22 protein-coding genes are annotated in these 23,729 nt (G+C 45.4%); 4 read left to right on the plus strand and 18 right to left on the minus strand.

What is annotated here, in order from left to right:
* Positions 1–141 precede the first annotated feature (141 nt).
* Positions 142–858, plus strand: a complete 717-nt coding sequence (locus AC04Q4_RS08440; protein WP_173736903.1) for a LytR/AlgR family response regulator transcription factor — start codon at positions 142–144, stop codon at positions 856–858.
* Positions 859–885: 27 nt separating this feature from the next.
* Here AC04Q4_RS08440 and AC04Q4_RS08445 read toward each other — a convergent pair whose 3' ends face one another.
* The 4 genes from AC04Q4_RS08445 to AC04Q4_RS08460 form a co-directional block, all read right to left on the minus strand.
* Positions 886–3,741, minus strand: a complete 2,856-nt coding sequence (locus AC04Q4_RS08445; protein ID WP_476388838.1) for an AAA family ATPase — start codon at positions 3,739–3,741, stop codon at positions 886–888.
* Positions 3,738–4,886: an exonuclease SbcCD subunit D C-terminal domain-containing protein gene (locus AC04Q4_RS08450; protein ID WP_476388839.1), complete on the minus strand. Its 1,149-nt coding sequence runs from the start codon at positions 4,884–4,886 to the stop codon at positions 3,738–3,740. Before AC04Q4_RS08450 ends, AC04Q4_RS08445 begins: the two co-directional genes overlap by 4 nt.
* Entirely contained in the window at positions 4,883–5,920 is a 1,038-nt protein-coding gene (locus tag AC04Q4_RS08455) for an aldo/keto reductase (RefSeq protein ID WP_476388840.1), read from the minus strand. Before AC04Q4_RS08455 ends, AC04Q4_RS08450 begins: the two co-directional genes overlap by 4 nt.
* A gap of 170 nt (positions 5,921–6,090) precedes the next feature.
* Positions 6,091–7,887, minus strand: coding sequence for an L-fucose isomerase (locus AC04Q4_RS08460; RefSeq protein WP_119239003.1), 1,797 nt, complete (start codon positions 7,885–7,887; stop codon positions 6,091–6,093).
* A gap of 240 nt (positions 7,888–8,127) precedes the next feature.
* Here AC04Q4_RS08460 and AC04Q4_RS08465 point away from each other — a divergent pair, with 240 nt between their 5' ends.
* Positions 8,128–8,976: an AraC family transcriptional regulator gene (locus AC04Q4_RS08465; protein WP_173736899.1), complete on the plus strand. Its 849-nt coding sequence runs from the start codon at positions 8,128–8,130 to the stop codon at positions 8,974–8,976.
* A 642-nt stretch (positions 8,977–9,618) separates the two neighbouring features.
* Here AC04Q4_RS08465 and recQ read toward each other — a convergent pair.
* Positions 9,619–11,448: a DNA helicase RecQ gene (gene recQ / locus AC04Q4_RS08470; RefSeq protein WP_178773985.1), complete on the minus strand. Its 1,830-nt coding sequence runs from the start codon at positions 11,446–11,448 to the stop codon at positions 9,619–9,621.
* Between the two features lie 288 nt (positions 11,449–11,736).
* Here recQ and AC04Q4_RS08475 point away from each other — a divergent pair, with 288 nt between their 5' ends.
* A complete protein-coding gene (locus AC04Q4_RS08475; protein ID WP_476388841.1) occupies positions 11,737–12,291 on the plus strand; it encodes a hypothetical protein in 555 nt (184 codons plus the stop codon).
* The gene (locus AC04Q4_RS08480; protein ID WP_476388842.1) at positions 12,278–13,048 is read left to right on the plus strand and encodes a hypothetical protein; all 771 of its coding nucleotides are present in this window, start codon (positions 12,278–12,280) and stop codon (positions 13,046–13,048) included. The genes AC04Q4_RS08475 and AC04Q4_RS08480 overlap by 14 nt, the downstream gene beginning before the upstream one ends.
* Before the next feature lie 127 nt (positions 13,049–13,175).
* Here the strand turns inward: AC04Q4_RS08480 and AC04Q4_RS08485 are convergent, their stop codons facing one another.
* From AC04Q4_RS08485 to AC04Q4_RS08545, 13 genes are all read right to left on the minus strand, one after another.
* Positions 13,176–14,288, minus strand: a complete 1,113-nt coding sequence (locus AC04Q4_RS08485) for a cob(I)yrinic acid a,c-diamide adenosyltransferase (protein WP_476388843.1) — start codon at positions 14,286–14,288, stop codon at positions 13,176–13,178.
* 236 nt (positions 14,289–14,524) lie between these two features.
* On the minus strand, positions 14,525–15,676 hold the full coding sequence (locus tag AC04Q4_RS08490) for a 1-propanol dehydrogenase PduQ (RefSeq protein WP_118070753.1): 1,152 nt from the start codon (positions 15,674–15,676) through the stop codon (positions 14,525–14,527).
* Between the two features lie 136 nt (positions 15,677–15,812).
* Positions 15,813–16,577, minus strand: coding sequence for a DeoR/GlpR family DNA-binding transcription regulator (locus AC04Q4_RS08495; protein ID WP_173736895.1), 765 nt, complete (start codon positions 16,575–16,577; stop codon positions 15,813–15,815).
* 73 nt (positions 16,578–16,650) lie between these two features.
* A complete protein-coding gene (locus tag AC04Q4_RS08500; RefSeq protein ID WP_015525948.1) occupies positions 16,651–17,199 on the minus strand; it encodes a BMC domain-containing protein in 549 nt (182 codons plus the stop codon).
* A 16-nt stretch (positions 17,200–17,215) separates the two neighbouring features.
* Positions 17,216–18,544 carry a 4Fe-4S dicluster domain-containing protein gene (locus tag AC04Q4_RS08505; protein ID WP_173736894.1) on the minus strand — a complete coding sequence of 443 codons (1,329 nt, stop codon included), beginning with the start codon at positions 18,542–18,544 and terminating at the stop codon, positions 17,216–17,218.
* 4 nt (positions 18,545–18,548) lie between these two features.
* Complete coding sequence (locus tag AC04Q4_RS08510) at positions 18,549–18,815, minus strand: EutN/CcmL family microcompartment protein (protein WP_015525950.1); 267 nt, start codon at positions 18,813–18,815, stop codon at positions 18,549–18,551.
* 70 nt (positions 18,816–18,885) lie between these two features.
* Positions 18,886–19,497: a phosphate propanoyltransferase gene (locus AC04Q4_RS08515; protein ID WP_373152625.1), complete on the minus strand. Its 612-nt coding sequence runs from the start codon at positions 19,495–19,497 to the stop codon at positions 18,886–18,888.
* Positions 19,498–19,637: 140 nt separating this feature from the next.
* On the minus strand, positions 19,638–19,916 hold the full coding sequence (locus AC04Q4_RS08520) for a BMC domain-containing protein (protein ID WP_005427721.1): 279 nt from the start codon (positions 19,914–19,916) through the stop codon (positions 19,638–19,640).
* A 72-nt stretch (positions 19,917–19,988) separates the two neighbouring features.
* Positions 19,989–20,330: a BMC domain-containing protein gene (locus tag AC04Q4_RS08525; protein WP_021651544.1), complete on the minus strand. Its 342-nt coding sequence runs from the start codon at positions 20,328–20,330 to the stop codon at positions 19,989–19,991.
* A 43-nt stretch (positions 20,331–20,373) separates the two neighbouring features.
* On the minus strand, positions 20,374–20,649 hold the full coding sequence (gene pduA, locus AC04Q4_RS08530) for a propanediol utilization microcompartment protein PduA (protein WP_015525952.1): 276 nt from the start codon (positions 20,647–20,649) through the stop codon (positions 20,374–20,376).
* Positions 20,650–20,735: 86 nt separating this feature from the next.
* On the minus strand, positions 20,736–21,050 hold the full coding sequence (locus tag AC04Q4_RS08535; RefSeq protein WP_015525953.1) for a BMC domain-containing protein: 315 nt from the start codon (positions 21,048–21,050) through the stop codon (positions 20,736–20,738).
* A gap of 24 nt (positions 21,051–21,074) precedes the next feature.
* Positions 21,075–22,304, minus strand: a complete 1,230-nt coding sequence (locus tag AC04Q4_RS08540; protein ID WP_118513162.1) for a zinc-binding dehydrogenase — start codon at positions 22,302–22,304, stop codon at positions 21,075–21,077.
* An 18-nt stretch (positions 22,305–22,322) separates the two neighbouring features.
* On the minus strand, positions 22,323–23,711 hold the full coding sequence (locus tag AC04Q4_RS08545; protein WP_092070142.1) for an aldehyde dehydrogenase family protein: 1,389 nt from the start codon (positions 23,709–23,711) through the stop codon (positions 22,323–22,325).
* Positions 23,712–23,729 lie beyond the last annotated feature (18 nt).

Below are 23,729 nucleotides of genomic sequence, written 5' to 3' on the forward strand. Positions count from 1 at the left end.
CACATTATAAAAAAATCCTGCCGTTTTTCAATCCATCTGGCACGAAACCACTTAAAATGGCACGAAATTCCAACACAGACCATAGTTTGGCCTGATATTTTATGCTATACTGTTGACAGACAGATAGAGAGGAAAATAGTTATGCGAATTGCGATTGTAGATGATATTCACAGCGAACGGGTGCTCTTGCATACACGGCTGGAAGAACAGCTGACGAAACGTGGTGTTCACGCTGACTTGACTGAATTTGAAAATGGAGAAGCTTTTCTGAAAGCTTCCAGGGAACGGCCTTTCACAGTTTTGTTCCTGGATATTTATATGAATGGTGCAAACGGTGTGGAGATTGCCAGAGAACTTCGAAAATCTGATCCGGATTGTCTTCTGATTTTTACTACAACCTCTACTGACCATGCTCTGGAGGGCTTTAAGGTCCGTGCCCTGCACTATCTTGTAAAACCTTATAACATAAAAGAGCTTTCGGATCTGATCGATGAGATTCTTTCCCGTATTCCTGATTCCGGGAAATATATTGATGTAAAGGTAAACGGAAGTAATATACAGGTTCCTTTCCGCAGCATCATATATGCAGAGCATTTTTCCCATATGATCCATATTCACACGTCAAAAGCAAAAGAGCTTGTTACCAGACAGTCTTTTGAAGCTTTTAACGCTCTTCTGAAAATGGATCCCCGGTTTTATCAGTGCAACCGGGGAATTGTGATCAATCTGGAACACGCTGTTGATTTTGATGGTACGGTATTTGTTATGGATAATGGAAATCAGGTTCCGGTCAGCCAGAAGCTGGCAAAAAATGCCAGACAGACTTTTATGGAATTTCTGTTTCAGAAAAGACATTGAAAAAGCCAGCTGATAGTTTTCTGCATTCTACTGAATCTGAATGCTGCTGCCAACACCTTTTCCGCTGCATTGTTTGGTCACAATGATCTTGTTTTCGATCCGATCTTTCAGTTCCGCCACGTGGGAAATGATTCCTACCATACGGTGGCCGTCCGCAAGACTGCTTAAGGCTTTCACAGCCTGAGAAAGAGCCTCTTCATCCAGAGAGCCAAAACCTTCGTCTACAAACATGGAATCCAAGCGGATGCCTCCTGCGCTGGCCTGGATTTCATCAGAAAGTCCCAGTGCCAGGGACAGGGATGCCTGGAAGGATTCCCCTCCTGAAAGAGTTTTTACACTTCTTTCCGTTCCGTTGTAATGGTCAATAACATTAAGATCAAGACCAGCTTTTTCCTTGCGGTTCTCGCTTTGCTCCTGACGCTTCAGCTCATACTGACCGCTGCTCATGGTCATAAGGCGGACATTGGCTCTTCTGAGGATTCTGTCGAAATATGCCATCTGGATATAGGTTTCCAGCTCGATCTTGGCCTTGCCGTTTAAATTGCCGTTGGCTGTATCTGAGAGATTTTTCATCCAGACGTATTCTGCTTCGGCTTTTGTCATCTCTTCCTTCCGTTTCTGTACCTTCCGGAAAATTTCCAGGTTTCCGCTCTGAATGGAAAAAAGTTCTTTTCTTTTTTCTGCCAGTTCTGTTTTCTGCGTTGTACTTTCTGTATACTGCTCCCGAATTTCATCTTCCCGTATCTCCCCGATCTCCTTTTGCTGCTCATCAAGAGTTTTTATCGTGGAAGTTATCCTTGCCTTTTCTGCCTGAAATCTCTCAAAGGTTTCTTTCATCTTTCTGCTGTTTTCTTTTAGATCAATATATTCCTGCTGTTTTTCCCTGATCTCTTTTTCCAGAACTTCTTTTCCTACCTCCGAATGGACCTGTCTGATTTCTTCTGCTGCATTTTTCTGCTGTTTTTCATTTTCGGATGCTTTTGTTGTAAGCCCGGTCTGTTCCCGGTCACAGGAATTCTTTTTTTCCTGAAGTATATCTTTTTCTTTTTCAAGATTTTCCAGAAGTTTTTCCACTTTTTGCTTTCTTTTTGTGTTTTCCTCTGCTTCCCTGATCTTTCTGTCACTTTCTGTCAAAAGATTTTTGCACTGTTCTTTTTCCCGGTTTATCATGAGGATCATCTGTTTCCATACAGTCCTGAAATCTCCCGCCTGTCCATTTCCATTTTTTGTTTCCTTACGGAATTCCTGGAACTCTTCCAGAAGCTCTTCTGCACCGGACACGATCTGTTTCCAGGAGGCATTGCTCCGTTCCTTTAATTTTCCGGCTTCCAGGCTTTGGTCTGCGGAAATCTTTTCCAGTTTATCCAGTTTGATTTTCTCATTATCCAGTATTTCCGAAGTAACAGTGCGACCTTTGGAGATTATTCTCGGGTGTGGATGGCTTAAAGAACCGCACACCGGGCAGGGCTCATTTTCCTTAAGTTCCTGTGCCAGGATCCCTGCCTGGGCGTCCAGAAAGCTGTGAAAAATCTGCTGATAGTATTCACTCTGCTGCTGTGCTTTTTCATATGCAGCCTGATACTTTTTCTGCTGCTCTTTTGTGGCTTCATAAAGGCCTTTGAATTCCCGCATTTCTGTTTCAAACCCATTCAGTTCCGACTTTCTCTGTGTCCGTTTTTCCTTCTCTGTTATTGCTTTCTGCAGATCCAGCTGAGAATTTTCCAGCAGGGAACGCTCCTTTTTCAGCTGTTCCATATCTTTATGAAGCTGCTGTTCCTGGCGGATATTTGCTTCCTGTCCGGCTCTGCATTTTTTCAGCTGCATCCTGATTTCATCCAGTTCCTTCTTAAGCTGTTCCAGAACCTGATATTTTTTCAGCTGCTCCTGTTTTTCACGGATCAGAATCCCCAGTGCTTCGCATTTTTGGTCTGCATCTTTATATTTTTCCGCCTCCCCGGAAGCCTTCTCAAGATCCGGAAGAAGCTGCTCAAGCTGCTTCCTGGCAAAATCTTTTTTCTGTTCAAGGTTCCGCTTCTGCGCAGAGAGATGCAGTATATTTTCCATTGTGCGAATCTTCTGATCCACCTCCTGTTCCTGTTTCAGAAGCTCGCTTTCCCTTTTTTCTCCCTGATCAATAAAGCTCTTCAAAATCTCAAGGCTCCGCTCCAGCTTACCTTCGAATTTCCCCTTTTTCAATTCTGCAAATTCCTCTGCTTCTGTCCCTTCTCTCTGCCGGAGCTTCACCCCGTCCAGATACTGTGCAATGCTTCTGCGCATTTCATCGTACTCCTTATATCTGGATTGTGCCGCCTCCTTAAGCTTCAGCTGTACCTGCTGATAAATCCCTGTATGAAAGATCTGCCGGAATATCTCCCCTCGCTGCACTGTTCCTGCAAGAAGCAGCTTCTGGAAATCTCCCTGTGCGATCATGGCGATCTGGGTAAACTGCTCGTAGTCAAGTCCAAGCAATTCTTCGATGGCTTTTGTCACATCTCTTGCCTTTGTCACGGGCTGACGCTCATCCGGATAAATAAGCTGTGCCTCCGCTTTCCGGAGAGTCAGTCCTGTGCCCCTTTTCTTTGGTGCCATATATTCCGGACTTCGAAAGACCTGATATTTTTTTCCCTGATAAGAAAAAACAAGCTCCACAAAAGTCTCCGTGGCAGTGTCTGCATACTTGCTTCGGAACATGGCAGAGTCTCTTACCTGGCCGCTTGCCTGGCCGTAAAGTGCAAAAGTGATTGCATCAAATATAGTAGTTTTTCCAGCTCCCGTATCTCCGGTGATGAGATAAAGGCCACTGTCCCCAAGCCTGGAAAAATCAATCTCTGTTCTGTCTGCATAAGGCCCGAAGGCACTGATGGTCAGTTTTTCCGGTCTCAAATGCTCACCTCCTGTATCTTTCGGATCAGATCTTCTGAAAATTTCCGCTGTTCCTCATTCATAGGCTGATTATTCTGCAGCTCAAAAAATTCCTGAAAATATTCCAGCTCGGATTTTTTTTCCACTGTCTCCGTTCCGGAGATTTCCTGATTTTCTCTTGTTCTGCGGTTGTCGTATTCCAGCCTCATCAAATTTGGATAAATAGCACGCAGCTTCTGCATTCCGTCCACAATATCCTCCTCATCTGTCAGAGTGATCTGCATATAATCCTCTGTGTTAGTATCCTGATAATTGGCCAGTGAGGTAATCTCCATATATGTGCCTTTCAGCTTTCTCATATCCCGAAAAGGTTTCAGCGGAATCTCCCGCACTTCCAGATCTCCTTTTTCAAAAAGCTCCGCTACAGTCACGGATTTCTGCTGTCCTGCCTCGGAAAAAGAGTATTTCAGCGGTGTTCCGCAATAACGGATCTGATTGCTTCCCACATTCTGGGGACTGTGGATATGCCCAAGTGCCACATAATCAAAGTCCTGAAATACAGACACTTCAATCTGGTCGATTCCTCCAACTGCGATCTCCTCGGAATCACAGCTCATAGCTCCTACTGCAAACTGATGCGCAACCAGAACATTTCGTTTCTCGGTGTCAATGTCCATATGCTCTACTGCAGCCTGTACAGCTTCCTGATAGCTGCGGATCTCCTCTGCACCTTCTTCTCCCTGAAGTGCATGGCGTACTACTGCCGGTCTGATAAACGGAAGAAGATGAATCCACACTTCTCCATAACTGTCCATTAAACAGTACTTTTCTGTTTTTCCGTCATATACAGGTGACATGCAGATCCCGCTGTTGCTCATAATGTGGGAGCCAAATGCGATCCTCTCAGCACTGTCATGATTGCCACTGATGGCATAAACCGGTATCTTTCGCTTCGCCAGTCTGGTAAGAAAACTGTCCAGAAGCTGTACGGCCTCCGCAGAGGGAACCGGTCTGTCATAGATATCTCCTGCAAGAAGGACCCCATCCGGTGCTTCTTCATCAATGATACCCAGTATCTGATTTAAAATATATTTCTGATCTTCGATCATGGAAAACTCATTCACTCTTTTTCCAAGATGAAGGTCCGATAAATGGATCAGCTTCATCTATCACCTCCGTCTATCACCCAACCACCAAACAGCTCCGGTTCAAAATCAATATCACAGGCAGCAAGAGCATCTTTTAACTGGTTAAGATTGCTGACTCCTGTTACAGGCACCGTCTGGAACGGCTGATGGAAAAAGTACGCCAGAGACAAAGACTGCAGGCTGTGTCCTGTTTCTTTCTGAAGTTTCAGAAGCTTCTGGTATGTGCGAAGATTTGTCTCATTCCAGTATGATTTTTTTATGCTTTCTGAAAGATCTGCGATCTGTGATTCCATATTCCGCATCCAGAATGTATCCACTTTTTCTGTATAAAGAACTCCCATTTTCTGAAGCTTGGAGAAAAATCCCATAGCAGTGGATGAGAACGGAATGGACGCAGTTTTTGTCTCACAGTGCCATTTATATTCCTCCCTGGAAAATTCTACAAGTGTCGGATCCGGATTGGTGTTTCCTCCCGGATTGATCCCGGCCAGGCTCCACTGGTTGGAAACTGCCGTGATTCCCGGATGATTTCTTTCTTCCAGACATTTCTGGATCTCTTTCAGTCTTTTTGTCCTGTAATTGGAAAATCCGAAATACCGGATTCTTCCTTCTTTCTGCAGTTCTTCCAGAATGTCAACGATTTCCTCTGCCGGTTTCTTCGGATCATCTCTGTGAAGCCAGTAAAAATCAATCACATCCGTTCCAAGTGTACGGCAGCTTTCATCCAGGTCTGTGCGAATGTCTTCTCTGTTTACTCTGCTGCGGCCCTGATCTTCAAAAGAATAATGTGCACCTTTGGTAGCCACGATCACTTTTCCCTGTGTTCCCCGGTCCTTCAGCCATTTTCCGATAATCTGTTCGCTGCAGTTTCCGTGTCCTTCCAGCCACTTGCAGTACACATTGGCTGTATCAATAAAATTTCCGCCTGCCTGCACAAAAGTGTCCAGTACCTTAAAGCTTTTTTCATGATCCAGTTTATCCCCGAATCCTGCTGTTCCAAGGCAGATACGGCTGACATTCAGATCAGTATTGTTCAGCTGTATATATTTCATTTCAGTAACCTCCTGTATTCTTATATATCTGTTTATAAATCTGTTCCCATTATAACTTTTTTCCCGGAATCCGAACAGAGTGTTTCCTGACTATCCTGCACTATAGCCCAAAAAATCCCCCGGCACATACATGCCGGGGGATCGATATTCTGTTATTTTAACAGTATGATTTATTTGTAAAGTGGTCCATAGTTCTTGCAAGCGCGGAAGTCTGCACCCTCTTTTTCCATACCGAATGCATTCCAAGCTGCCGGACGATAGATATCCTTCTCAGGAACGTTGTGCATGGATACCGGGATTCTCAGCATAGAGCACATTGTGATAAGGTCTGCACCAATGTGTCCGTAGGAGATTGCGCCGTGGTTAGCACCCCAGTTGTTCATTACATCGTAAGCTGTCTTGAACGGTCCCTCTTTGCCATCGCATCTTGGAGCGAACCATGTGCATGGCCATGTGTAGTCTGTACGTTTCCAGAGTTTGTCAGATACCTCTTCCGGAAGAGCTACTGTCCATCCCTCTGCAATCTGAAGAACCGGTCCAAGTCCTTTTACAAGGTTCAGACGGATCATTGTTGCAGGCATCTGGGCACGTGTCTCATAACGGCTGGAATATCCGCCTCCACGGAAGTATCCGTTGTCAGCCATACACCACTCTGTATTCTCCATGATAGCTTTCTGGTCTGCCTCTGTAACATCCCACCACTGTTTCATAACCGGTGTTCCGTCAGCCTCTTTAGCCTGTCCGTTAGCATCCAGGCAGGCAGCACCGGAGTTGATCAGATGAAGGAATCCGCCAGCTTCTTTGGCAACACCCTCAAGGTCATATCCTGTAGCTTTCTTAACTGCCTCCGGGCTCCAGTATGTACGAACATCAGCGAAAATCTGAGCACGTCCTGTAAGGAGTTTCATGAACAGCATTCCAAGTCCGTTGAGAACGTCGTTCTCTGTAGCAAGAATGTACGGCTCACGAGCACCATTCCAGTCAAAGGAAGTGTTCAGCATAGCCTCTGCAAAGTCACCGTTCGGATAGAAGTCTGTCCACTGTCTCTGGCCCTGGAATCCAGCTGCAAGAGCATTGTGTCCGATTGCTTCCTCGGAGAATTCCGGAGCAAGATTGTCACAGCCGTTCATCAGTTCTTTGATGATAACTGCCATCTTAACAACAAACTCGAACTGCTCCTCTTTCTTCTCCGGTGAGAACTGAAGTTCTTCCGGGTTCTTGTCCCAGCCGATCTTGCAGGTTTCTTTTGCCCATTTGAGAGCTTTCTCAAACTCTTCGTGATCGTAGATGCCTTCTGTCATACGACGGATGATCTCTACCTCATCAACAGACTCAACTCTCATTCCAAGATAGGACTCGATGAAATCAGAATCAATGATAGATCCGCCGATACCCATTGTTACAGAACCGATCTGCAGATAGGATTTACCTCTCATGGATGCTGCTGCAACTGCTGCGCGGCCGAATCTTAACAGTTTCTCTTTAACGTCTTCCGGAATAGATGTGTCATCAGCTTCCTGAACGTCATGTCCGTAGATACCGAATGCCGGAAGTCCTTTCTGTGCATGTGTAGCAAGAACGGATGCAAGATATACAGCACCAGGTCTCTCTGTTCCGTTGAATCCCCATACAGCCTTGATCGTCTGCGGATCCATATCCATTGTCTCAGCACCGTAGCACCAGCATGGTGTAACTGTAAGAGTGATATCTACACCCTCTTTACGGAATTTATCAGCACATGCAGCACTCTCGCCAACACGTCCGATTGTTGTATCAGCGATTACAACCTTTACAGGCTCACCGTTGGAGTATTTCAGGTTCTCCTCGAAAAGCTTGGCTGCGGATTTAGCCATGTTCATTGTCTGGTCTTCCAGAGATCCTCTTACATCCAGTGCTCCTCTACGTCCATCGATTGTCGGTCTGATACCGATAACTGGATAGCTTCCTACTAATCTGCTCTTTGCCATAGTAAAAATTACCTCCTACATATATATTCTTCGTTATTAGTATGAACTTGTTTCATAATGCAAAGCATAGATTCCTGCTTCACAATTTGTGTTCAGGCATCCTTTGCCTGATTGATGATTTTATTATACGATTGCATCTTATAAATTACTTGTGTTATAATAGCAAAAAATAGTACAATATTCACTTTTCCATATAAGTTCCTAAAAAATCTATAAAATTTATGAAAGAAGGGTTTTATTTTGCACGATCTTGGAAGAAACGAAGACCGGCTCCGGGGTACCTATGAATTTCCTTTTGAGTTTCACCACATTGACAGCACGCATCCCCGCTACGTCATGTCCTATCACTGGCATGTGGAATGTGAAATCATGCGGATACTCCAGGGCACTCTCACCGTCACTTTAGACGAAAAAAGTTTTACAGCAAAAGCCGGAGATGTTATTTTTGTCAATAGTGGAGTGCTCCATTCCGGAATTCCTCATGATTGTATCTATCAGTGCATTGTTTTTGATATGAACATGTTTCTGAAATTCAATTCTGTCTGTACAGAATACATGCAGAAGCTCAGCCATCAGGAGCTTCTTATTTATCACCATTTTACCGAGAGACATCCGGATATCCGGCAGACCGTCAATTCTCTTTTCGATTCTTTCTGGCAGAAAAAGCCTGGATATGAGCTGATTGTGTTTGGACAATTTTACCACTTTTTCGGATTGGTTTTTGGTAATCATTACTACCTGGAAAGCCTGCGCAAAACCCGCCGTGACTACAAGCGTATCGTCCAGCTGAAGCAGGTCGTTGAATTCATTGAGAAGAACTACGCAAATCCCATCACCCTCCAGGAGCTTTCGGCCTCTGTTTCCATGTCACCGAAATACTTCTGCAGATTTTTTTCCGAGATGACACATCAGACTCCTATGGACTACCTGAACAGGCAGAGGATCGAGCAGGCCTGCTGCCAGCTGGCTACTACTGATGATTCCATTACAGAGATCGCATACCGAAACGGATTTAATGACCTGAGTTATTTTATCCGGACATTTAAAAAATATAAGGGGGTTACACCCGGAAAGTATAAGCGACGATAAAAGACCAAAAGCAGGATTTCGCACACGCATATGCGGAGATCCTGCTTTTTTCAGATTTAAGCTGTCTGGTAATTTATAACTGGCTGCTGCACTGGAGATTGCTTCTCCGTATCTGCGACCAGCATACAGCTATATGTAACTAACACCTCTTTTTTCGGCCTTACAGCAGAAACGCTGTACCGGAACTGATTCCTGCTTCATGGGCAGGCTACGTTCATGTTTAGGAATACACGCTTCTCTTATGTATGAGAAAAAAGCCGGCAGGGCAGATTTTCTGCATGAAAAAGCCGACGCAGATCGTGTATGATTCTGATCACTGTTCCTTCGCGCCTGGGAACAGCAACAGATTATGTCTTAATGGAAAGCGGATACGACCATCCACCTCACTGCTTGCTTCTGACCGACGTAAGTCGATTCCATTTATTTGAAGGGATTCCACGGCTGCATAGAACTCTGCTTGCGAAATGCCTGTACACTGCACCGGAATGTGCAGACAGAAAATAGTCCGCAAGGTGTGCACATCCGGCTGTATAATGTCCGCCGGATGTCTCCTGCTTGTCTTATTCTAACAAATGTGACCTTTAAATGCAAGACAATCCGGAACATTTCGCTCTGCATTTTCTGACGGCAAACGGCTCTTTCCTACATATTCTGCACCGCATCAATAAACCTTTTTCCGTATTTTTCGAACTTGTGTCTGCCTACTCCTGTCACATTCAGCATTTCTTCCTCATTTCCCGGCTTCAGAATGCACATATGAATGAGAGTTTTGTCGGAAAATACCATATATGGAGGAATTTTTTCTTCCCGGGCAATCTCCAGGCGGAGCGCACGGAGCCTCTGAAAAAGCGGCTCGTCCTGTTCTCCAAGTTCCCCTGCGCTAGCCTTTGAAAGGCGGCTGCGCTTCTCTTTTCGCTTTGGTTCCTGTTCTTTCGGCATCTTCATTGTGAGATGTTTTTCCCCGTCAAGAAGGCTCTCTGAGGAACCTGTAAGCTTCACAATCGTATAGCCGTCATCTGTAAGGGCAAGATAGTCACGAAGCACCAGATAATTAAAAATCTGACGCAGCTTATGTGCAGGGATCTTAGCGCAGTCTCCGTATGCAGGATTCTCCTCCATATGGTACTGCCGGATCTTGGCTGTGGATGCACCGCGGATGGTATCCAGGATCACATTGACGCCATAACGCTGGCCGCAGCTCTGCACGCAGCGGACCATAGCTCCGGCTTCCTCTGTGATATCTTTTTCCTCGAATTCTGTCTGGCAGTTCAGGCAGCTTCCGCAGTAGCTTTTTCCATATTCGCCAAAATATTTCAGGATATATTCCCTGAGACAGTCATGGGTAAAACAGTAAAAAGTCATTTGTCTCAGTCTCTCCTGATCCCTCTCTCTTATCAGCTGCTGTGTTGCCGCATCCATCTCCAGATTCTCCTGTCCGCGCTCGATCAGGTACTGGTTAGTGACAACATCCTTGCCGCCATAGAGAAGGATACATTCCGCAGGATCTCCGTCGCGTCCTGCACGGCCCGCCTCCTGATAATAGCCCTCCATGTTTTTCGGCATATTGTAATGAATGACATACCGCACATCCGACTTGTCGATTCCCATTCCGAAAGCATTGGTAGCCACCATCACATGGCATCTGTCGTAGATAAAATCATCCTGATTATTCCTGCGTTCCTCATCAGAAAGGCCTGCATGATACCTGGTTGCGGAGATCCCGTCCCGGATCAGTTTTCCGCAGACTTCTTCCACCAGTTTTCTGGTAAGGCAGTAGATAATACCGCTGTCGTCCGGGTGTTCCATTATGTAATCATGTACTTCTTTATATTTATCCTTCGGGGTTTTCACTGCAAAGTAAAGATTTTCTCTGTCAAATCCTGTTGTTGTGCAAAAGGGATCTCGAAGGTCCAGAAGTCTTGCAATGTCTTCCCGTACTTCCTTCGTTGCTGTGGCTGTAAATGCACTGATCACCGGTCGCTTCGGAAGCTGTGCCACAAACTCCGCGATCTTAAGATAACTTGGCCGGAAATCCTGTCCCCACTGGGATACACAGTGTGCCTCATCTACTGCGATCATGGAGATATCCGCACTCAGCGCAAAATCCAGAAATGCCTCGGTAGTAAGCCGCTCCGGTGCCACATAAATGACCGGATAACGTCCTGCTTTTGCGTAACGCAAAGCTGTGAAATACTGTCCCTGCGTCAGAGAGCTGTTAAGATAAGCCGCCGAGATTCCTGCCTGGTTCAGGCTTCGCACCTGATCTTTCATCAAAGAAATCAGCGGTGATATTACCAACGTAATCCCCTTCAGCATCAGTGCCGGCACCTGATAGCAGATGGATTTTCCTGCTCCGGTTGGCATCACTGCCAGAACATCTTTTCCTGCAAGAAGTGCATCAATCACTGCTTCCTGCCCTTCTCTGAAAGTATCATACCCGAAGTGGGTCTTTAAAAGTTCCTGTTTCGTCATAAATCGACATGATCCTTTCTTTAATCAAGCGGACAAATCATCCGCATTCGCTGCTTATATATATCCAAATTGCTGCTGTTTTCCGAATGTTTAATTTTAACATATTTTTCGGGTAATTGCCAATTGATCGTAAAAAATCACAAAGTTACCTCTGTGTATTTACCTGCTATAATGATATAAATGAAAAAGTCTGTTTATACTGTCCCATTACATTGAACCATGCATTCATATAGTATCCGGTTCTTCTGATCAGTGACAGCCGGAATACTCAAAAAAGGAGGAGTTATTATGTGTAAAAGAAAAATAAAAACCATCGAGGCAATTTTTTTCCTGCTTCTTTTTTCAGTTATCATGCTCCTGCTTCCCCAGGATGCCCACGCCAAAGTCCGGGTAGTGACCAAAGGAACCACTTCCACGATCCGTGATACCGATGGTGTGATCGAAGATGAGTTTTCAGACATTAATTTCCCGATCAACATCAAAAATGCCAAATGCCAAAAACGAATCTATGCCATAACCGTCCGTGTAAGCTTTTATTCTCCTAAAGGAGTCATACCCAAAAGCACCACATTTTCTATTGATGGGATCAATGTAGTTAAGCTGAACACTTCAAATTATACACCACTGGCATACAAAGAGACTTTTTTCACCTACGATGACAACCTGGAGGACGGCTACCTGGAATTCGATTTCGGCAATAAAGAATGTCCGGTGCCTGTAGACTGCGACTATGAAGTCACCATCAAACAGGCAATTCCGGAAATTTTTATCATCAACAACAATTATCTGACCCAGAGTATCCGAACCGGAAAAACTACTTCAATCGGAATTGAGAATTTCTGATCCTTACGTAAAAACCATCAGCAAATCAAAATTCAAGGTTACTTCTTCCAACAGCTCTGTTCTCAAGGTGCAGAGCATCTCTCAGGATTCAAAAAAACGCAGCCGTTTCACAGTTACTCTGAAGGGCATGAAAGCCGGATCCGCAAAGATCACTTTATCCTACCCCAAAGCCACAGCCTGTAAACTGACCGGAAAAGTAACATCTCCATCAAAAACCGTAGCAACCTTCCGCGCTTCCAAAACTACGCTTAGGGTTGGCTCTAAAATTACCATGCGTTCCCTCATTAATCTGAAGGGAGGTACCAGTCTGACCATCAAAAATGCAAAATCCAGCAAGCCTTCTGTACTTGCCATTTCCGGAAACTATCTTGTCCCAAAGAAAAAAGGGACAGCCACAGTTACCGTAAAATTAAATGGTGTTAATCGCAAGATCACCATTACCGTATCCGCCCCGGCCACCAAACCTACCGCAAAAAATCTGAAGATCAGTGTTGCCGGCATCAAGTACGGCCCTAATGACATGAAAACCTATTATACCTTAAAATTCACTAATACTTCTGCGAAAACCATCACCAAAGCAAAAGTACAGATCACCACAGGCTCCGGTATCTATGACCAGATATACTGGACAAAAACTCTGACACTGAACCTGAAGCCCGGAAAAACTATGACAAAGACCTATTTTATCCAAAATATGGTTCAGGCACCGGAAAAAAGTGATATTTCCATCAAATGCCTGAAGCTTAACTGGAAGTAAGCTATCCTTCTGTAAAATGTTCACAAAAGGGACGTGCTGCAGTATTGATTTAAAAATCATCACTGCAGCACGTCCCTTTTATTTATGCTCTTTGAGCTGTCTGTACATTTTATTTTTATCCTTTATCCTACAGTACTTCATTCAGAATCTGCAGTCCATACTCCGCGAGGCTGTTATCCTCTTCGCCGGTACCACCGCTGATACCAAGACCTCCGATAATGGTGTCTCCGACTTTAAGCGGTACTCCACCTCCGAATATTACGATATTGTCGCTCATCTTGCCAAGACCGTAAAACGTCTGGCCCGGCTGTGTCAGTCTGGAAAGCTCCATAGTTGACATTTTTACTGCCACAGATGTGTAGGCCTTTTTTACTGCCATATCAAAGCTTACAAGAAAAGATCCGTCCATCACATGAACCGCAACCGGATTTCCGTCCGGGCTGCATACTGCGATCACAGAAGGCTTGTTTCTCCGCTGTGCTTCCTGCTCGATCTTCTCAATAAGCCTCTTGGCAGAATCCAAGGTGATACGTCCCTGGATACCCATACGCTTCAGTACTTCCTGGATTATCGCCGTGTTTACTGCCATACTGTCATTCTGTGCCATCGCCGTATTTCCTCCCGCTGTTGTTGTCACAGTTCCTGAAGCCTCTGCCCCAACATTATCCTCAATCCCGGCAGTTTCTGATTTCACAGATCTCTGAACACCTTCAGCAGTTTCTGCATTCTTCTCTCCGATCTTCGCAGCATCCACATATCTTGCCAGCACATAAAAATAATCGGACAGCCGATTCATGAACTTCTTGGCACCTGTGTCAGATCCAAACTTCACACTCACCAGCGCAAGCTCTCTCTCTGCTCTCCTTGCCACAGCTCTTGTCACATCAATCTCAGCTGCAACTCTGGAATCCCCAGGAAGAACCGGAAGTCTCTCCCCGGAAAAAATTTCTTTCATCCGGCCAATCTCTTCCTCCAGAAGCTCTGTCCGGTCTTCATTCACCTTAAATTCTCTGTTATAAGGATCAGAAACCCCATCCGTAATCTTCTTCAGAGACTCCGAAATCTTCTCCAGCATCCGGACAACATCCCCGTCCGATACCAGAACGCGCACAAGCCCAATATGACTCATCAGTTCCTCAACTGACCCCATCAGACAAACCCGATCATCCGACTTGGAAACATTCTTCGTATGGGAAAGATCCGTCATCCCCTTATCACCATATCCGGTATAAACCTCCATACCAGCTCAACCTCCCAGCAACACCTGATAAATAAGCCTATCCATATCAGACCAATTTTACAATCCTCGACAATTAATCGGCACAACGTTCAACCCGAAACAACCGCAGCATACAGACAAAAGTCAATACCCTTCCGCCCGCCACAGTCAAGCACTCTAAAAAAAGCCCGAGGGGTGTGCAGAGGGGCCGCGGCTTTGCGGCCCCTTTGCTATTCCTTTGCGATTTCCTTTTCTTTTTAAAAAGACCACAATTTAGTATAAATCTTAACAATATCCTCTTTCTTCGGTACACGCGGATTTGCCGCTGTGCAGGCATCCGCAAGTGCCATATCCGCCATCTTATCAACCGCCGCAAAATATGCATCCGGTGTGATCGTCTTCATCTCTTCGATAGTAAGCGGGATATTCATCTCTTTCTGCATAAACTGAATCCAGTTCACAAGAGATCTTACGCTCATAACTTCGTTATAATTGCTCAGTCCAAGAAGATGTGCAATATTGGAATATCTCTTTACTGCCGGAAGATATTCTTTCTGGCTTCTGCTGCGTTTGTTGATATTTGCATTGTATTCAACAATATGCGGCAACAGCATCGCATTAGCTCTTCCGTGAGGAATATGGAAAATAGCACCCAGCTGATGAGCCATACTGTGAGTGATACCAAGACCTGCTGCATTGAAGGAAAGTCCTGCCAGACAGGATGCTACATGCATTTTCTGTCTTGCATGCATATCATTACCATCAACATACGCACGGTAAAGATATACACCACAGATCTCAATAGATTTCTCGGCAAGTGCAGAAGTAAATTCATTATGATTGATGCTGACATAAGACTCAATTGCATGAGTCAGAACATCCATACCTGTATCTGCTGTGATTGCAGGTGGAACACTGCGTACAAGCTCAGCATCCAGAATCGCCTCATCTGCTGTCAGGCTGTCTGAGATCAGCGGATATTTCACATGTGCTTCTGTATCATTTACAACAGCAAAAGAAGTAACCTCGGAACCTGTGCCACTTGTTGTAGGAATGGCAACCAGTCCAACCTTTCCGTAATTGTTGATCTTCAGGGCAAACTCACGGATTGCCTTGGAAGAATCGATAGCAGAGCCACCGCCTACTGCAACAATCGCTTCCGGCTGATACTGAAGGAATTTTTTGACTCCTTCGGCAATTTTCCCAACCGGTGCATCCGGAACAACATCACAGAAAATATCAAATTCTTTTCCACCTGCCTGAAGCGGTTTTGTGATCATGTCGATCATTCCGCTTTTTACGACAAACGGATCCGTGACAACAAGGACTCTTTTGTATGGAATATCTTTCAGTCTTCCCAGGGCATCAGCTCCAAAGTGGATGGCTGTTTTCATTTCAAATGTATTCATAGAAACTGCTCCCTCTCGTCATACCGTAACACAGTTCTCTTTTGTCTGCCTGTGTTCGGATAAAGTAAAGCGGATCTCCGCATTCCGCATACACTGCATGCTCATAAACATAATCATTTCCCGATATATGTTCAGTCTATTTCGGGTAGATGCATTCGATCTTATGATCGCTGAAATGCTTCAGCCATTTTTCAGATGGTTTTTTGTCTGTAATAACCATCTCGATATCCCGCAACTGTCCTGCCACGGAAAAGGCGGTCTGATCAAATTTCGTGCTGTCTACCACCAGAATACGCATTTTTCCGGAATTGATCATGGCTTTTTTTGTTGTTCCAAAAGCTTCTTTGGATTCCATGATCCCCATATCTTCATTTAATGCCTTACAGGAAAAAATAACCTTGTCCACATAGTAAGAGCGGATCACTTCCTCGGTTCTGGCACCAAGAAATGCAAGATATCCCTCCTTCATCACTCCACCGGTTGAAATAATATTCCATCCGGATACATCAGAGAGCTCCAGGAGGATTTCCATTGAATTGGTAACAACTGTGAGACGTTCTTTTTCTTTCAGTGCCTTGGCTACAAAAACTGCAGTTGTGCTGGCATCCAGAAAAATATGATCTCCGTCATTCACCATGGAAGCAGCAATCTCTGCCATCTTCTGCTTTCCCTGTACATTCTGGTTTTTACGAATATTAAATGGTAAATCAATACCGACATCTTCGTTGATCACCGCACCGCCATAACTCTTTGTGGCAAGTCCCTCTTTTTCCAGCTTGTCCAGATCACGGCGGATTGTTTCTTCTGAGACACTGTAAAGCTGGCTTAGTTCACTTACAACAACCCTTTTCTCTTCCTGTAATTTCTCGAGAATCAGATTTCTTCTCTCTAACGCTAGCATAAGATGCCTCCTTTTCAGATGTCATTGCAGGGATATCCTTCAAAAGGATATCCCTCAGATATAAAAAACAATATTAAAGGATCGTATCGATCATTCTCTTGTCCGGATGAGCGATCACTGAGGAATCCATGTACATTCCTTTCTCAGCTACCAGCTCTTTTGCTCTTTCGATAGAAGCCTCTACTGCAGAAACCTCGCCTGTAAGAAGCATGTAGGATTTACCGCACATACCCTTGGCGATACGAAGCTCGATCAGATCAACGATAGCTGTCTTAGCTGCCTGATCTGCTGCTTCAATAATAGATGCTGCATCATAGGTCTCAAGAATTCCCAGGGCACTGATCTCCTCAACCTGTGTGGTTCCGTAGATCGCTGGGAAAATGGACTCATGCGGATTGCCCAGTACAAAGCTGTCAATGCATTTGTCCTCGTATGTTGTTACAGCTGTGTCTACAGCAGCTTTCACTGCGCTTAAATCTCCGGTGATAATTGCAATATATTTTCCCGGACATACTGTCTGCGCCTCCACGATCTCTACTTCAGATGTCTTAACCATGGCATCTGCTGCAGTGATACCAGCTGGTGTGGTTTTAAACTCAATCATTCCGATTGCTCTACTCATTTTGTGCACGTCCTTTCTAATTTCTTGCAATTACAACATGGCGGTCTGTCACTTCTGTAACCTTACCGCTGATGGTTGCATGAATTCCGACACTTAATCCCTGTGCAGGCTGTGCGATCATCTGTCCTTCTGTTACCATATCGCCTACATTTACGATTGCCTGTGCCGGTGCACCGATATGCTGGCTTAAGAGAACCTTTACCTTTGATACGTTTACAAGTTCTTCCTGAAGTGGTGCATCCTTGTCATATCTGGTAAGTCCCAGACGTGCCATCAGGCGCTCTTCAGGAACCTTGCGGTATTCTCTTGACTCCTGTACCGGCTTCGGCTGAACACCCTGAGGTGGTCTGATTCCGGCCTTACGAAGTCCGCCTTTCATATCTGCAAGCAGTGTTCTCGGAGCCAGGCTCTGCGGACACGCATACATCTCGCAGACACCACAGGAGCTGCAGAATGCAGAATTGATATAAGGATTTACATTTCTGAAATCCTGGTTGGATGCTGCCATCATGAACATTGCCGGATCGATCGGGTGTCCCAGATTATGTCTCGGACAAAGATCCGTACATGTATGGCAGTGACAGCAGATAGATGCTGCTCTCTTCAGATCTATAGAAGAAGTCCGCTGCTTCTTCATAACAATAACATGGTCCTTTGGAAGAACCAGGATTGCGTTCGTTGTTTTTGTAACCGGGTCGGAACCGTTTCCGATACGTCCCATCATCGGGCCGCCAACGAAATATACAGGATCCTTTACAGTTGTACCGCCTGCCTGGGCAACAACCTCTTCCAGTGTACATCCCAGTGGAACTTTCACTGTAACAGGATTCTCGACCTCAGCAACAACGGAAACATATTTGCTTATTACCGGTTTGTGTTCTTCTACCGCGCGGTATACATTGTAGAGAGTCTCTACATTGAATACGGCTACTCCCTGCTCGATCGGCAGTCCTCCTGGCCGTACCACACGTCCGGTTGCTTCATAAATAAGAACAACCTCATCACCCATCGGATAAACCTCATCCAGAAGATGGATCTTAACCCTTGGGAATTCTTCAATATGCTGATTTAAAGCATTGATCGTCTGTACATAAGATTTTTTGATTCCGATAATGGCCTGGGAAGCTCCTACTGTCTCCGCAACCATATCGAATGTTTTCATGATCTCGTATGCGTGCTTCTCCAACAACTGTCTGTGAAGTTTCAGTAATGGTTCGCACTCTGCACAGTTCATGAGAATGATTTCAGCTTTGTCTGTCAGCTTCATGTATGTAGGGAAACCTGCTCCACCTGCTCCGACAACACCATTCTCCTGCATAATTTTCTGTAATTCTTTGATATCCATGGCGTTACTCCAATCCTGCACCGTCATCTACGATTCCGACGATTGCGGCATCTACCGGTGCTGTTTCTACGCCGCAGCCAATTCTTGCTGCGCTTCCTTGTGCCACCAATACATATTCGCCGATTCCTGCACCGATGATATCGATGGCAACAATCTGGCTGTGCTCGGCTTTCATATGATGCACCGGCTCCACGATCATGAATTTATTTCCTATCAGTTTTTCACTTTTTCGTGTGGAAACAATACTTCCAACTACTTTGCCTACGATCATATGAGCCTCCGTTTTTTCTCTATATCCTCTATTAGGGATGCCATTAAGCGGCATCCCCGAAGGAGGAATATTATTTAATTATGGTAACTGTATTGCCTGTGGCAATTCTTGCTGCATTTGCTTCATCTGTATCAATATGCATTTCCAGTGTAAAGCTGTCATCAACACGGATCTTAACCTGATTAAAGATCGTTCCGCGCTCATTGTCAGCTTTGACGGAAACAACATCACCATCATGTACACCCGCAGCCTGGGCATCCTTCGGAGCCATGTGGATGTGACGCATAGCCACAATACATCCCTCTTTCAGATAAATGGCACCTTTCGGTCCGACGATGGCGATCGGTGCACTTCCTGCAAGATCACCGGACATACGTACCGGAACCTTCATTCCCAGCTTGATCGCATCTGTTGCGGAAACCTCAACCTGTGATTTACTGCGGACAGGTCCGAGGATTCTTACATTCTCGATCGCACGGAGCTTCAGTCCCACAATGGTAACTGTTTCGTTGGATGCAAACTGTCCGCCCATCAGATCTTTTTTCTTTGTGAGCTGATAGCCTTCTCCGAACAATGCCTCCACATGCTCCTGTGTCAGGTGAATATGTCTTGCGGAAACTCCGATAGGAACAACGAAACCATTGCCCTTGTCTTCGTTTTTGTTGATCGCATCGATCACCATTTTTGTGATCATTTCAATATTATTCGTTTCCAAGAGTACACCTGCTTTCTTTCGGTTTCATACTGAACTTAACTCAAAACGCACCGGCTCGAAGCCTTAATGGCCCTCAGGCCGGTGCGTCTTGGAACTGATCAGTTAGATTATTTAAGAACCGGAAGGATTTTCTCAACGTCTGTATGAGGTCTCGGGATTACATGTGTAGCTACAAGCTCTCCAAGTCTGGATGCTGCTGCGCTTCCGCTCTCTACTGCAGATTTAACTGCTCCTACATCTCCACGAACCATAACTGTTACGAGACCAGAACCGATTTTCTCTGTTCCTACCAGTGCAACGTTAGCTGCTTTACACATCTGGTCAGCTGCCTCGATAGCTGCTGTAAGTCCTCTTGTCTCAACCATTCCTAATGCTTCCTGTGTCATGATCATATCCTCCTTGTGGATTATAAATGCTTTATTTGTTCTGTTTACTTCTGACTATTTTGGTGCAGCAGCTTATTTTTTGCTGCTGTTTTTGCTTTCCAGTGCTTCTTCCGGATTTTCCTGCTGTTTCTTTTTCCATCGGCTTGCACTCAGCTCAACCAGTTTGACGATTTCCTCGTGTGGATTGGCAATTACCGCATAGCTGGCAGGCTTCTTGATAGCCTGTTCTACTGCTGCATTGACAGCTGCTGTAACTGCTGATACATCGCCTTGTACGATCAGGGTCACCAGTCGTCCGCCCAGCTTACGCTCCCATGACGCCAACTCAACGTCTGCCGTTTTGCACATGATATCCAGGGCATTGATAGCCGCAACGACACCTGTGATTTCTATAAATCCATATGATTTTCCCATGAGCGAACTCCTTAATTAATTTCTCTTTCTTTCAAAGCCTGAATTAAAGCTTCGGAAGAATTTTCTCAACATCTGTATGAGGTCTCGGGATCACGTGTGTAGCTACAAGCTCTCCAAGTCTGGATGCTGCTGCGCTTCCGCTCTCTACTGCTGCTTTTACAGCGCCTACGTCTCCACGAACCATAACAGTTACAAGACCGGAACCGATCTTCTCTGTTCCTACCAGAGCAACCTCTGCTGCTTTTGTCATTGCATCTGCTGCTTCGATTGCAGCTGTGAGGCCTCTTGTCTCAACCATTCCTAATGCTTCCTGTGCCATGATTCTATCCTCCTGAATCTTACATTCGTTACTTTTTTATCATATATGATTCCGCAACTTTTGTAAAGTTAAGTTCCGAAATCCTCTTAATCTTTATCCAGGGCGCTGATCTTCAGCATTTTCTGTGTACCTGGTTCCGGGTTGGGGATTATGTAATGCTGTACCACACCTGTCATGCTCTCTGCGACCTTCATGCCGGCTTCTACCGCTGCTGTGACATCTGACACGCTTCCGCGGTACTTGATGCAGACAAGAAGCGGTACTGGCAGGCTGTCCGCATTCGCCGGTTTATTCTTATCGAATACCTCCAGGTGGACATTTGCAGCCTTGCACCCGGCGTCAGCTGCCACAAAGGCTGTCGCAAGTCCGAAGACCTCCAGAATTCCTACAGCTTCTGCCATGTTGCTTCTCCTTTCCCGTTAAGGTTATTTGTTAACAACCGCAATCTTAAGACCTGTCATTGACAGGTTCTTCTCAAGTGCCTCGTTGATCTCTTCCAGCGGATACTTGTCAGTGATCAGCTCAGACATTGGAAGTCCGATTGCTTTTGCTCTCTTAAGGAAATCAAATGTTGTTGCATAATCTCTGAGGTTGTATACCCAGGAACCAACAAGGTTGATCTCTTTGGAGCAGAGGTCGAAATGCGGGTTGATGGTTGCATCTCCACCGTTGATGAAGAATCCAAGCTCGCAGAGGCCGCCGCCGTTGCGGATGAATTTGTAGATATTGGAATGAGCATGAGGATTTCCAGTGCACTGGAAAGCGAAATCTGCAAGATGTCCGCCCTGAGCCTCTTTCACAGCCTCAGTAAGTGCCTCAACACCCTTGAAGTTCATAAAGTTTACAGTTGTAGTTGCGCCCATTCTCTTGGCGAATTCAAGACGCTGCTCGTTTCCGTCTACTGCACAGATGTTGTGAACACCCATTGTATGAAGAACGGCGATACAGATCAGACCGATCGGTCCGCAGCCCTGAACAACAACTCTGCTGTTGAATTTCAGGATTCCCGTTGTTTTTGCTCTCTCTACTGCATGTACAAGTACTGCACATGGCTCGATGAGGATACGGGAATCAAGATCCAGATCACTTACATTGAAGAATGTGGAACCGAAGCTTCCGCCTCTGATGAAGATGTAATCAGCGAACCATCCGTTGAATTTAACATCATCGTCCGGAAGAAGTCCGTATACGTCAGCGCCGCCTACGTTTTTCTTGTTGAGGTCGAACATTGTGATTTCCGGATCATCTTTGAAGATCATACATGTAACGATCTTATCTCCGACTTTAACCGGTTTGCCAGCTGTATCAACCTTAACGTTTTTACCCATTTTTACGATCTCGCCGGTTCCCTCATGTCCGAGAACTACCGGAATAAGACCAAACGGATCATTTTTGTACTCATGAGCATCTGTTCCGCAGACACCGCATCCCTCAACCTTAACAAGGATGTCGTCGTCACCAACTTCCGGAAGATCATACTCCTGAAGCTCAAAATGTTTCTTCTCTGTCATCATTGCCACTCTTGCTTTTTTAGGAATTGTATTTCCTGCCGGAGCAGCCGGAGCGCTTGCAGCAGCTGCTGCAGGAGCGTTTCCTGTCATGCCGGAAAGAACCTGTTTAACGATTTCTTCGATATTTACATTGTTCATATCCATGATTTATGTTCCTCCTGATCAACGAATGCAAAGGCTGTCTGTCATTACGCAGCGTCTTCTCTTTGTGAATGTGCTTGCGCTTGTAAGTCCCTCACCGGTACGGCTTGCAATGGTAAATGTACAGAAGCCTTCTCCACCGAATCCAAGCGCGGAATAGGACGGGCCGTTCTTTACAAGGATTGCTGTGTCGATTGCTTTCGCATATTTTGTAATGTTATCAATATTCTTGGAATGAATATGTGCGGAATGACGGTTGCCATGCTCAAGCCATACAGCCTGCTCTACAGCGTCATCAAAATCCTTTGCTCTTACGATTCCGAGGATCGGCATCATAAGCTCTGTTGTGATAAGCGGATGTTCCTTCGGTCCCTCGAAGATGATGCAGCGGGTATTAGCCGGTGCCTGAACTCCGATCATGGAAAGAAGTGTTTTCGCGTCACGTCCTACACATTTACGGTTCAGCTTGCCGCCTGCAAGTACAGTCTCAACAAGCTTGTCCTGCTCTTCCTTGGATGCAAGGTAGCAGTCATTTTCTGTAAGCATGTAGTGCATTAACTCATCAACTACGGAGGATACTGCAACAACTTCCTTCTCTGCGATACATGGAAGGTTGTTATCGAATGTACATCCGTTTACGATATCCTGAGCTGCCTTACGGATATCAGCAGTATCATCAACCAGTGCCGGCGGGTTTCCTGCTCCTGCACCGATTCCTCTCTTACCAGAGGAAAGAACTGCTGTCACAACACCAGGACCTCCTGTTGCTGCGATCAGATGGATATCTTTATGTTTCATCATAATATTGCTTGTCTCGAGGGTTGGTTTCTCAACTGTGACAGCGATATTATCCGGGCCGCCTGATTCCAGGGAAGCCTCATTTAAAAGATTGATTGCGTAAATAGAAGTTTTAACTGCTGCCGGATGTGGATTGAATACTACTGTATTTCCGCCTGCCAGCATACCCATTGTGTTGCAGAGAACTGTTTCACTTGGGTTAGTGCATGGTGTGATCGCACCGATAACACCAAACGGTCCCATCTCGATCAGAGTCAGTCCTCTGTCTCCGGACCATGCAGTTGTTGTAATGTCTTCTGTTCCAGGTGTCTTGTCTGCTACCAGGTGATGCTTCAGGATCTTATCTCCCACATTACCCATACCAGTTTCCTCAACACCCATACGTGCCAGTACTTCCGCATTTTCTTTGATCTTCTTGCGGATGCAGGTGATGATCTTTTCTCTCTGGTCCATAGACATTGTCTTAACTACCAGCTGAGCCTTCTTGGCTGCTTCGATAGCATCATTCATATCCTTGAAAACGCCATGTTTTCCGGCCGGAGCATCTGCAATCTGCATCTTTGCCATAACTTCCTGTACAATTTCCTGTACCATATTCTCACTTATTGGCATGAGATTGTCCTCCTTAAT

This window comes from Blautia sp. HA8986, from assembly GCF_056504635.1.

Excerpts from the sequence above, each read along its gene's own strand:
- AC04Q4_RS08495 (WP_173736895.1), bottom strand. The coding sequence starts at position 16,577 with ATGCTAGCGTTAGAGAGAAGAAATCTGATTCTCGAGAAATTACAGGAA.
- AC04Q4_RS08490 (WP_118070753.1), bottom strand. The coding sequence starts at position 15,676 with ATGAATACATTTGAAATGAAAACAGCCATCCACTTTGGAGCTGATGCC.
- AC04Q4_RS08545 (WP_092070142.1), bottom strand. The coding sequence starts at position 23,711 with ATGCCAATAAGTGAGAATATGGTACAGGAAATTGTACAGGAAGTTATG.
- AC04Q4_RS08520 (WP_005427721.1), bottom strand. The coding sequence starts at position 19,916 with ATGACACAGGAAGCATTAGGAATGGTTGAGACAAGAGGACTTACAGCA.
- AC04Q4_RS08485 (WP_476388843.1), bottom strand. The coding sequence starts at position 14,288 with ATGGAGGTTTATACCGGATATGGTGATAAGGGGATGACGGATCTTTCC.
- AC04Q4_RS08450 (WP_476388839.1), bottom strand. The coding sequence starts at position 4,886 with ATGAAGCTGATCCATTTATCGGACCTTCATCTTGGAAAAAGAGTGAAT.
- AC04Q4_RS08535 (WP_015525953.1), bottom strand. The coding sequence starts at position 21,050 with ATGGCAGAAGCTGTAGGAATTCTGGAGGTCTTCGGACTTGCGACAGCC.
- AC04Q4_RS08505 (WP_173736894.1), bottom strand. The coding sequence starts at position 18,544 with ATGGATATCAAAGAATTACAGAAAATTATGCAGGAGAATGGTGTTGTC.
- pduA (WP_015525952.1), bottom strand. The coding sequence starts at position 20,649 with ATGGCACAGGAAGCATTAGGAATGGTTGAGACAAGAGGCCTCACAGCT.
- AC04Q4_RS08500 (WP_015525948.1), bottom strand. The coding sequence starts at position 17,199 with ATGAGTAGAGCAATCGGAATGATTGAGTTTAAAACCACACCAGCTGGT.
- recQ (WP_178773985.1), bottom strand. The coding sequence starts at position 11,448 with ATGACGAAACAGGAACTTTTAAAGACCCACTTCGGGTATGATACTTTC.
- AC04Q4_RS08515 (WP_373152625.1), bottom strand. The coding sequence starts at position 19,497 with ATGGTGATCGATGCGATCAACAAAAACGAAGACAAGGGCAATGGTTTC.
- AC04Q4_RS08540 (WP_118513162.1), bottom strand. The coding sequence starts at position 22,304 with ATGGATATGAACAATGTAAATATCGAAGAAATCGTTAAACAGGTTCTT.
- AC04Q4_RS08455 (WP_476388840.1), bottom strand. The coding sequence starts at position 5,920 with ATGAAATATATACAGCTGAACAATACTGATCTGAATGTCAGCCGTATC.
- AC04Q4_RS08510 (WP_015525950.1), bottom strand. The coding sequence starts at position 18,815 with ATGATCGTAGGCAAAGTAGTTGGAAGTATTGTTTCCACACGAAAAAGT.
- AC04Q4_RS08440 (WP_173736903.1), top strand. The coding sequence starts at position 142 with ATGCGAATTGCGATTGTAGATGATATTCACAGCGAACGGGTGCTCTTG.
- AC04Q4_RS08460 (WP_119239003.1), bottom strand. The coding sequence starts at position 7,887 with ATGGCAAAGAGCAGATTAGTAGGAAGCTATCCAGTTATCGGTATCAGA.
- AC04Q4_RS08525 (WP_021651544.1), bottom strand. The coding sequence starts at position 20,330 with ATGGGAAAATCATATGGATTTATAGAAATCACAGGTGTCGTTGCGGCT.
- AC04Q4_RS08475 (WP_476388841.1), top strand. The coding sequence starts at position 11,737 with ATGTGTAAAAGAAAAATAAAAACCATCGAGGCAATTTTTTTCCTGCTT.